General features: G+C 33.6%; 8 protein-coding genes. 1 reads left to right on the forward strand and 7 read right to left on the reverse strand.

Features of this window, described 5'->3' with window-relative positions:
- Window positions 1-431: 431 nt before the first annotated feature.
- Genes NE544_RS11055 through NE544_RS11075 form a run of 5 tightly spaced genes read right to left on the reverse strand, consistent with a single transcriptional unit; the run spans window position 432 to window position 5,182 of the window.
- The gene (locus NE544_RS11055) at window positions 432-1,247 is read right to left on the reverse strand and encodes a M55 family metallopeptidase (RefSeq protein WP_118116370.1); all 816 of its coding nucleotides are present in this window, start codon (window positions 1,245-1,247) and stop codon (window positions 432-434) included.
- Complete coding sequence (hydF, locus tag NE544_RS11060; protein WP_256269371.1) at window positions 1,248-2,420, reverse strand: [FeFe] hydrogenase H-cluster maturation GTPase HydF; 1,173 nt, start codon at window positions 2,418-2,420, stop codon at window positions 1,248-1,250.
- A gap of 2 nt (window positions 2,421-2,422) precedes the next feature.
- Entirely contained in the window at window positions 2,423-3,871 is a 1,449-nt protein-coding gene (gene hydG / locus NE544_RS11065) for a [FeFe] hydrogenase H-cluster radical SAM maturase HydG (protein ID WP_118116374.1), read from the reverse strand.
- A gap of 17 nt (window positions 3,872-3,888) precedes the next feature.
- Window positions 3,889-4,932, reverse strand: coding sequence for a [FeFe] hydrogenase H-cluster radical SAM maturase HydE (gene hydE, locus NE544_RS11070; RefSeq protein ID WP_256269372.1), 1,044 nt, complete (start codon window positions 4,930-4,932; stop codon window positions 3,889-3,891).
- Window positions 4,925-5,182, reverse strand: coding sequence for a TM1266 family iron-only hydrogenase system putative regulator (locus NE544_RS11075; RefSeq protein ID WP_117926100.1), 258 nt, complete (start codon window positions 5,180-5,182; stop codon window positions 4,925-4,927). Before NE544_RS11075 ends, hydE begins: the two co-directional genes overlap by 8 nt.
- 243 nt (window positions 5,183-5,425) lie before the next feature.
- Here NE544_RS11075 and NE544_RS11080 point away from each other — a divergent pair, with 243 nt between their 5' ends.
- Window positions 5,426-6,865 carry a diguanylate cyclase gene (locus NE544_RS11080; protein ID WP_256269373.1) on the forward strand — a complete coding sequence of 480 codons (1,440 nt, stop codon included), beginning with the start codon at window positions 5,426-5,428 and terminating at the stop codon, window positions 6,863-6,865.
- Window positions 6,866-6,879: 14 nt separating this feature from the next.
- Here NE544_RS11080 and NE544_RS11085 read toward each other — a convergent pair whose 3' ends face one another.
- Both NE544_RS11085 and NE544_RS11090 read right to left on the reverse strand, forming a co-directional pair.
- On the reverse strand, window positions 6,880-7,659 hold the full coding sequence (locus NE544_RS11085; protein ID WP_256269374.1) for a hypothetical protein: 780 nt from the start codon (window positions 7,657-7,659) through the stop codon (window positions 6,880-6,882).
- Window positions 7,660-7,747: 88 nt separating this feature from the next.
- Complete coding sequence (locus NE544_RS11090) at window positions 7,748-9,508, reverse strand: M3 family oligoendopeptidase (RefSeq protein WP_256269375.1); 1,761 nt, start codon at window positions 9,506-9,508, stop codon at window positions 7,748-7,750.
- Window positions 9,509-9,596: the final 88 nt, after the last annotated feature.

Consider the following 9,596-nt stretch of genomic DNA (forward strand, 5'->3'; position numbering starts at 1 on the left):
TACTCGAAACATTCATGACAAGTTCACTGTTTTCATCCTTAAGATATTCAGGCTTCAACACTGGTTGTCCATCAAATAAAAGTGCATTGAAGATTGAAACAAAGTTTTTGGGTTGTCCTAAAAACTTCTTAGACTCAATATCAATCGAATTCAAGATAACTCCTCCTTTCCTTTCTCTCTAATACGAAAAAAAAGAAGGAAATTTTAGAAAAGATGCATATTTTGATAATTTCACATAATTCAATCCTATTTCACAACATTTACCAAAGTTATACTAAATTTATGACAACATAGAATGATATTCTATAAGTGCCTTAAAGATAAGGCAATGAATATATAAATAAACCAATATTCATATCTCTCTCCTAAAAATAATAATAATAAACAAAAGAAACCATTCTAGACGCCAACACTAGAATGGTTTTCTTATTTTAGGCATATGCATTACATACTTTAATCACAAAACGCATCAAGGCATATAAATCTTTATATGTTTCTTTTTCGATACGAACCGTACAATCATCCATCTTTTCTACATTGTCCATACGAGATACAAAATCCGCATTTCGACTATGATGGAATGTTATTTCCATTGTGTGAGATGAAGATATAGTTGGTTTTTCATCTGTTTTTAAAGCTTCTTGTATACCATATGTATATCTATTCTTCAACTCATTAAAGCTACAACACAAAGCACACTGATTGTTTAATGTTTTCTTTGTTTCCACAAATACACAACCAAGTTCTTCTTCTACCTGCTTACCATATTCACTATCACCACTTGCTAAGATAACTGGCACTCCAAATTCGTTTGCCAACAATCGATTTATGCCACTTTCACCAAGTTCTTTCCCATCTACTACAATTTTTCGTACCATAGTACCCCAAATCGTATGAGCCATAACGCCTGGTGAGTTACATCGAGAATGATATCCAATAAATAATGCTCCATCAAAAGAATCATCTAAACCTTCCATCATTCCAAATTCCTTATAAGCTCCATTTGCGGACACAAAAGCAGCTCTAGGATCTAATTTTGAAGGAAGAAGATTATCCATATTTCCATGACCATCATTGACCACAACTTCTTCTACGCCATTTTGAAACAATAAATCAATCACAAGATTGACTTCATTCATCATATTTGTACAATATTCAGAATATAAGTATCCATTCTTAGCTGTATTTGCCGGATTACTGTTTCCCCAAATACCTTCAATATCGGCTGATATATATATTTTTTTCATCTAAAACACCTCTACTGAACGATCTAATATCCCGTTCATTTTCGCAATTGCAATGCCATAATTTGTGAATGGCACATGCTGTTTCTTACATTCCTTTACGCGAGACTGCACTTCTTTTTCATTCAACATACATGCACCACAATGAATCACAACACTATATTTCGAAAGATCTTCTTTAAATCCTTGTCCAGAAGTAAATTCAAAAGTTATATTCTTCTTTGTATAATTCAAGATCCATTTTGGAAGCTTGTCCGTACCAATATCACCACACTGTCTATGGTGCGTACACCCTTCACTAATCAGTACACAATCCCCATCTTGCAGATGATCTAACTTGTTGGCCCCTTCAAGCACTGTAGATAAGCTTTCTTTTAAGCGTGCCATAAGAATAGAGAAAGAAGTTAAATGAATAGATTTATCTACGATTTGACTTACCTTGTTAAAAGCCTGGGAATCTGTAATAACCAGTTTTGGAGTAACCTTCTTTAGGGTTGCATCCAATTCTTCTACCTGACAAGTCATACCAATCGCATGATGATCTAAAATATCTCTTAATACAAGTTGTTGAGGTAAAATCAATCTTCCTTTAGGAGCCGATTGATCAATTGGAATCACAAGCACAATAACATCGCCCGAATCAATTAAATCACCAATAATTGTCTTTTCTTCCTGTTTCTTTGCGACACTAGCCAACAATTGCTTTAATCCATCTATATTGTCATTGTTTAGAGCACTCACATAGATTTCATTAGAAGCCAGTTCTTTCTTTTCTTCAATCAAATCACACTTATTAAAAACTATAAAATAAGGTAATTTATTTTCTTTAAACATGTCAATCAAATCCAAATCTATTTTTTGTAGACCTACATTCGCATCAACTACCAATACGGCCATATCCATTGTTTTTAAAACTTCTAACGTTCTTTTAATTCTCAATTCACCCAAAGTACCTTCATCATCCATACCCGGCGTATCCACAATCACAACAGGTCCAATCGGTAAGATTTCCATTGATTTCTTTACAGGGTCTGTCGTAGTTCCCTTTATATTAGAAACTAAAGACATATTCTGGTTGGTAATCGCATTGACTACACTGGATTTTCCAGCATTTCTTAAACCGAAAAATCCAATGTGTGTACGATTCGCGCTTATCGTACTATTTAAATTAGACATAATTAGAACCTGAAATCTCTACGATTGCTTGACTTGATCGCATCCACATTGTCACGAGCAATTTGTTGAGCTTTCGCATTTGGAATTTTGTTCAATTCTTTTTCAATCAACTCAAAACCAATTCTCTTTGTATCTTCACTCGCATAGTCAACTAAAAATTCACATAAAGTCATCAATGCGTTAGGATGACAACAATTTTGAATTTGCCCTGTCTTACACAAAGACATGAAACGATCTCCTGTTCTTCCTTCTCTATAACATGCTGTACAGAAAGATGGAATGTAACCTAACTCCATCAACCAGTTCACAACTTCATCTAATGTTCTTTGGTCAGATACATCAAATTGTTCTGAATCATGAGGACGCTCTTCTTCTGTATATCCACCAACAGATGTACGACTTGCCCCACTAATTTGAGATACACCTAAGTGAAGCATTTTTTCACGAACTTCTTGAGATTCACGTGTAGAAATAATCATTCCAGTATATGGAACGGCAATACGGATACATGCTGCAATCTTTTCAAAGATTTCATCATCCAAACTATTATCGAACGCTTCTGGATCAATATCATCTGCATGTTTTACACGAGGCACACTAATTGTATGTGGACCTACACCATGAACAGCTTCTAAGTGTTCTGCATGCATCATTAAGCCGGCAAATTCATATTGATAGCCTTCCAAGCCAAATAATACACCCAATCCAACATCATCAATTCCACCTTCCATGGCTCTATCCATAGCTTCTGTATGATAGTCATAATCGTGTTTAGGTCCTGTTGGATGCAACTCTAAATAACTCTTTTTATTGTATGTTTCTTGGAATAAGATATAAGTTCCTATTCCAGCTTCCTTTAATTTACGATAATTTTCTACCGTTGTAGCCGCGATATTTACATTGACACGGCGAATGGCGCCATTCTTGTGTTGAATCGAATAAATAGTTTTAATAGAATCCAAGATATATTCGATTGAATTGTGTACTGGATCTTCGCCTGCTTCAATAGCCAAACGTTTATGTCCCATATCTTGTAGCGCTATAACTTCATCACGAATCTGATCTTGTGTTAATTTAATACGTTTAATATGTTTATTCTTCATGTGATAAGGACAATATACACATCCATTTACACAATAATTTGATAAATATAATGGGGCAAACATCACAATACGATTTCCATAGAATGCTTGTTTAATTTCATTGGCAAGCTTATACATTTCTTCTACTTTTTCAGGAATGTCACAAGCTAAAAGTACACTTGCTTCACGGTGTGTTAAACCTTCACAATGAACACCATGCTCTGTCTTTTGTGGACGAGCCTTATTTAAAATTTGATCAATCAATTCCACATTGTGTTTGTTCTTTTCGGCATATTCAATTGTTTCAAGAATTTCTTCATGACTAATAAATTCTTCTGCCTTTAATGATTTTGGGTTATAATTACTCATTTTTTATATCTCCTCTTTTATTTTTTAATATCTCCACGATCAGTTACGATCTTGTATCCTATTGAATCCATACGCCTTGATAAACAATCTTTACATTCTGCACTCTCTTCGCCTGTACAAATTTTATTATCATACAACGCATATTTTTTTCTGACGCTCAACGGCGATAAATTAGGCATAACTACATTGGCCCCCGCAAGAATTCCCTTTTCTCTTCCTTGAGGATCAATCGTTCCTAAAGCTGTTGTAGCAGGAAGTAAAATATTTGGTTGAATCAAACGAATCAAAGACAATAAGAATAAAGTTTGATTCAAAGTTCCACATGTCATATCTTTAAACGGTGTATCCTTTTGCGAAATAAAAGGACCAATACCACACATATCAGGTTTAAATGTTTCAATAAACTTCAAATCCATCGCCAAAGTTTCACTTGTCTGATAAGGTGAACCTACCATAAAGCCACATCCTACTTGATAACCGATTTCCTTTAAGTCTTTTAAACACTGCATACGATGATCAAAAGACATATTTTTTGGATGCAACTTTTCATAATGATTTTTACTAGCCGTTTCATGTCTTAATAAATAACGATTGGCTCCCGCATCAAACCAAGCCTTATATGTATCTCTATCTTCTTCACCTAAAGAAAGGGTAATCGCACAATCTGGATATTCACTACGAATCTTTTGAACTACATCTGTGACAAAATCCTTTTTATAAATTCCTTCGCCACCTTGCAAAACAAAAGTGCGAAAACCAAGTTCATAACCTTCTTTGCAGCAATGCAGAATATCTTCTTCGACTAATATATAGCGATCACAATTGAAATTGGACTTGCGAATTCCACAATAGAAGCAGTCGTTGCGACAATAATTTCCTACTTCAATAAGTCCACGTACATAGACTGAATTTCCATATATTAACGTAGCTTGTTCTTTCGCTTTATTAGCAGCATATAAGCGTAAAGCATCATTTTCAGCTTCAATTAAAGTTTTATATTCTAATAAACTTAAAGAGTGTTCTCTTTCAAGTTTATCAATCAATCGATATGCTTCAATCATGGCTAATCACATTGGAATAGGCTGTTTTCACACTAATTCCCTGTATATTTCCTAATTTACCTGCCAAAGCAGCAATTGTATTTTGTGGGGCATCTAACGCAATTGAAATTACACTTATATGTTTTTGTTTGTAAGGTATTCCCATTCTTCCAATAATATATTCACTATATTCATGAAGAATTTCATTCAATAGATTCACTGCATTTGTATCTTCTACAATAATTCCCATCACGGCAACACGTGTTTCCATATTCATCTCCTTCTTAAAGAAAAAAGCTATACTCCACACACAAAAAGAGCATAGCTATAGTTCTACTTACAAATTTCTTATAAGCACCTTTCACGCAGAATTCTCTTAATGTTGGGAGCAATTTTCTTTATACCTTATATAATACACGAAAATGTGATTGATTTCACAAATAATGGTTAGTTGTATATAATTTAATACTCTTTTAACATAATTCTTGGTATAATTAAAAAAAGGAGTTCCCATATGAAAGATCATTATTTTCCAAGAAAAAAATTCATTACGAACTATATTGTCGCAATTATCACTTTCATTTTGACTTTGATTATGGGAATCGTGATCTTCTTTAACGGCGTTTCAATTGCGGTTGAAAATAATTCCAGAAAAACTCTGATTACCAATGTTGTAAGGCAAAGTGAGCATTTAAATACAATTTTAAATATCAACTATTCCTATTTAAATGTACTTGCACAAGAACTATCTAAATCTCAAGATTTATTTTCAGAGGATAATGTTTCTTTAATTCAAGCCTTTATGCATAATACAGATTTAAATCGAACGGCGATCATCGATCCAAATGGAAATGCTCTATATGATAATGAAGTCATAAAAAATGTAGCTCATCGTCGATATTTTAAAGAATCTATGCAAGGCAAACAATCTCTTTCTGATCCATTAGAAAGTAGTGTTGATCAACAAACACGTGTTATTTTATGCGTGCCCATCTTTAGAGATAGACAAGTCATTGGTGTAGTAGGCGGTTCTTACAATGTCACAAAGCTAGGCAATATGTTGTTTGATGATCTGTTTGAAGGACAAGGAAAAAGTTTTATTGTCGATCAAGATGGAAATCTAATCACTAGAAATAAACAGTATGAAAAAAAGCATAAACTAAATACAGTCGATAATTTATTTAATGTCTGTAATCAAAAGAAAATCAAAACCGACTTTAAGAATCAAAAATCAGATCTTGTCTTGATTCAGACAAAAAAGAAAGAATCTTTATATTTAGCTTATTCCCCACTAAAAATCAATGATTGGATGGTCGGCTATATCGTACCGGTTCATGCAGCTCAAGAATCCTATACATTTATTACTCACTATGAAACTTTATTGGCAACATTTTTAGGATTGATCGTATTGAGTCTTATAGTGTATTTGGCTCATTCAAGTTCAAGAGAAAATAAGTATTTGATTCATTTATCTGAAATTGATCCATTAACTTCCGTTTTCAATAAGGAAACAACGCAAAAACTCATTGATCAAAAACTAAATAATAAAGAACATTGTTGCTTCTTGATTCTTGATGTAGATGCCTTTAAATCTGTTAATGATAATTATGGTCATGCCATAGGTGATAAAGTCTTAGAAAACTTGGGCTTACTCTTTAAGAATCATTTTAGACAGAGTGATATTGTTGGAAGAATTGGAGGAGATGAATTTATTATTCTAATTCAAGATGAAAATATTGCTGAATCTAGAATTCAGTCTCTACTTCAAAAAGTCAATAAATTAAAGATTGAAGAATTAAAAGATTTCAAATTATCCATCAGCATTGGAATTGCCTTTGCCCCTAAAGATGGTACAACCTTTATGGAACTGTATCGCCATGCCGATCAAGCCTTGTATCAAACAAAACGAACAGGCAAAAACAATTATAAAATATATAAAAATGACGAGAACTAAATCTCGTCGTTTTCTTATACATTCGTGTAATTAAAGCTCATTAAATCAACAGGCTTATCCTTAATATAATTTTTGATTTCTAAACCTTCTAGTTTAGCTGGACGAACTACTATTTCGTTTTTAACTACATCTTCTTTAACCAGCTTCATCTGTTTCATTTGCGCAAATAAATCCTGCAAAACTTCCATTCTTTTAGGAATACCCCTATACACATATTCAATCGCACTTTCACTTAACGCTAGGCTTCTGGAAACATATTTCTTGCCATTCTTTTCAGCATTATACTGAATATAGAACCAGTAACGTAGCATCTGTAAGTTCTCACCTTTACTATTTTTCAAAAAGATGTCCTTCCAAGATGAATTTACTACTTCTTCTCTTTCTTTCTTTACAGAAGACTTCTTTTCTTTTAATAACTTTTCGCTTGGCTTATCAATAATGCTCTTGTTCATCAATTCTTCCATTTCGATATCCGTGAACTTGATGACATAAATTTTTCTACCATTCATTTCACTATCACGAACCAAACGAACACTTTTTAATTTACGAATCAACATATCCATAGATGGTCTTTCTGTACTTCCATCCAGTAAGCGAAATACATATTGATTGGCTTGGGCACTAGTCAATTCGTTTTCATATACCCAGTCATGCGTTTCTGCATACGGGTTTTTTACTGCCATAAATCTAGCGTAACAAAATAATCTTAAAGAAAGGGCGGCTGCACCATTCTCATTACTATTTACGTTTTTGATAAAACGTTCTCTATTTTTCATCAACATTTCTGTACTCATTAAATCTCTCCTTGAAAAAATTCGAACGCAATAGATTATATCATCATTTGTGAACTTTTGCAGAAAAAAATTGCTTGTTTCCAAGCAATTATTTCGATAATTCGATAAATTCTTCAATTCTTGATTTTGCGGTTTCCAATGCAGAAATCCAGAATGCTTCATCCGTTAAATCAATACCCAATACTTTAGCTGTATCTTCTACCGATGCAACCGTTGTTGTGTGTAACATCTCTTTATATTTAGGAACGAATTTTTCTTTACCCATCTCTTGATATTTCACAACTAAGCCTCGCGCAAACAATCCACCAAAAGCATATGGCCAGTTATAATAACTTAGATCTGAAGAATAATAGTGCGATTTACAAACCCACATATATGGATGTAAACAATTTGGATCAAGTCCATCGCCATAAGCTTGCTTTTGTGCGTCCAACATAATTTCATTCAACTGATCCTTAAATAAGAACTCATCACTTCTTCTGTCAAATACGGCTTTTTCAAATAAGTAACGAGAATAAATATCACAGATAATCTGACATAAGTCTTGAAGCTGATTTTCAATCAAACCTAGTTTAACTTCTTTATCCTCTGTTTCATCAATCACTGCATTCATAATGATATTTTCATTGAATGTACTTGCCGTTTCTGCAACTGGCATAGAATACTCCCAATTTAATGGTCTATGACTTTCAATGTTTAATCCATGATATGCATGTCCAAGTTCATGAGCCAAAGTAACTACGTCTCCAAGTCCTCCATCAAAATTAGTTAATACGCGTGATTGTTTCACAAACGGCATATTGCAGCAGAAAGCTCCACCCACTTTTCCTTTATGTGGATAAAAATCAATCCAGTTATTGTCAAAAGCTTCTTCCATCATATCGGCCAAGTCATCAGAAAATGGTCTAAAATGATTAACCAAATATTCTTTTGTAGTTTCTGGAGTAAAACTTGTCGTAGCTGATTTTCCAATTGGCGCAAATAATTCATACCAAGGAAGGCCATTTTCATACCCTAACATTTCAGCTTTTCTTTTCAAATACTTATGGAATACTGGCAAGTATTTCTGCATTGCACTAAGAAGTGCATCTAAGGTTTTTTGGGATACATGAGACTGGTGTAGCGTCATATCCATTGGACTTGTATAGCCACGCATTTTAGCTTCGGTAATCACTTGTAGTTTAATGTTGTTTAAAGAAAAACTTACTGCATCCGCAATAGGTGCATAACTTTTAAGTTCAGCTTCATAGGCAGCTTTACGAACTTCTTTATCTGCATCATACGCTAGATTACGAACAGATGCCAAAGGTAACTTTTTACCATCATATTCCACTTCCAATGAACTTGTGAGTAGACTTTGTTGCTTCTCCCAAGCAGAACCTGCAGAAATATTCATTTTGGCAAGTGCCTCTTCTACGTCTTCACTTAACAAATATTTTCCGCTTTCGTGAATGTCATTTAAGAAATATTTGTATTCACAAAGTTCTGGACAATTTAAATAGCTGTTTAAATCCTTCATATCCGCAATATAGCGAGAGAATACTGCCATAGCCTTACTGGCTGTACTTGCGATAGTAGCTACTTTATCAATGGCTGCTGCCGCTTTCGCATTCGCCGTATTTGTGGATTGACTCAAAGATCCAAAGCAACTCAAATGTTTTTCTAATAATTCAAACTCTTCTAATACTTTAACAATTTGAAGAAGATCTTTCTTTTCATTTTCATGACTTAAAGTCTTTGAAAGTTCATCCAATTCTTTTGCCTTCTTTTCAAAAGATGTTAGATCTTCACTAAATTTAGGATCATCAAATCCCTTGTACAATATGTCTAATGACCATTCTGAATTCATATCAATTTCCTCCAATTTATTAAATTATACCATAAGAAAGTAGGCGGCAGAGTTTAAATTCTGCCGCCCCTTATCAAACCATACGTGC

It is taken from the genome of Holdemanella sp. MSK.7.32 (genome assembly GCF_024460475.1).
In the GTDB taxonomy this organism is placed as follows: Bacteria; Bacillota_I; Bacilli_A; order Erysipelotrichales; family Erysipelotrichaceae; genus Holdemanella.

Coding starts and splice junctions, on each gene's coding strand:
- hydE (WP_256269372.1), bottom strand. CDS start 4,932: ATGATTGAAGCATATCGATTGATTGATAAACTTGAAAGAGAACACTCT.
- NE544_RS11090 (WP_256269375.1), bottom strand. CDS start 9,508: ATGAATTCAGAATGGTCATTAGACATATTGTACAAGGGATTTGATGAT.
- NE544_RS11055 (WP_118116370.1), bottom strand. CDS start 1,247: ATGAAAAAAATATATATATCAGCCGATATTGAAGGTATTTGGGGAAAC.
- hydG (WP_118116374.1), bottom strand. CDS start 3,871: ATGAGTAATTATAACCCAAAATCATTAAAGGCAGAAGAATTTATTAGT.
- NE544_RS11075 (WP_117926100.1), bottom strand. CDS start 5,182: ATGGAAACACGTGTTGCCGTGATGGGAATTATTGTAGAAGATACAAAT.
- NE544_RS11080 (WP_256269373.1), top strand. CDS start 5,426: ATGAAAGATCATTATTTTCCAAGAAAAAAATTCATTACGAACTATATT.
- NE544_RS11085 (WP_256269374.1), bottom strand. CDS start 7,659: ATGAGTACAGAAATGTTGATGAAAAATAGAGAACGTTTTATCAAAAAC.
- hydF (WP_256269371.1), bottom strand. CDS start 2,420: ATGTCTAATTTAAATAGTACGATAAGCGCGAATCGTACACACATTGGA.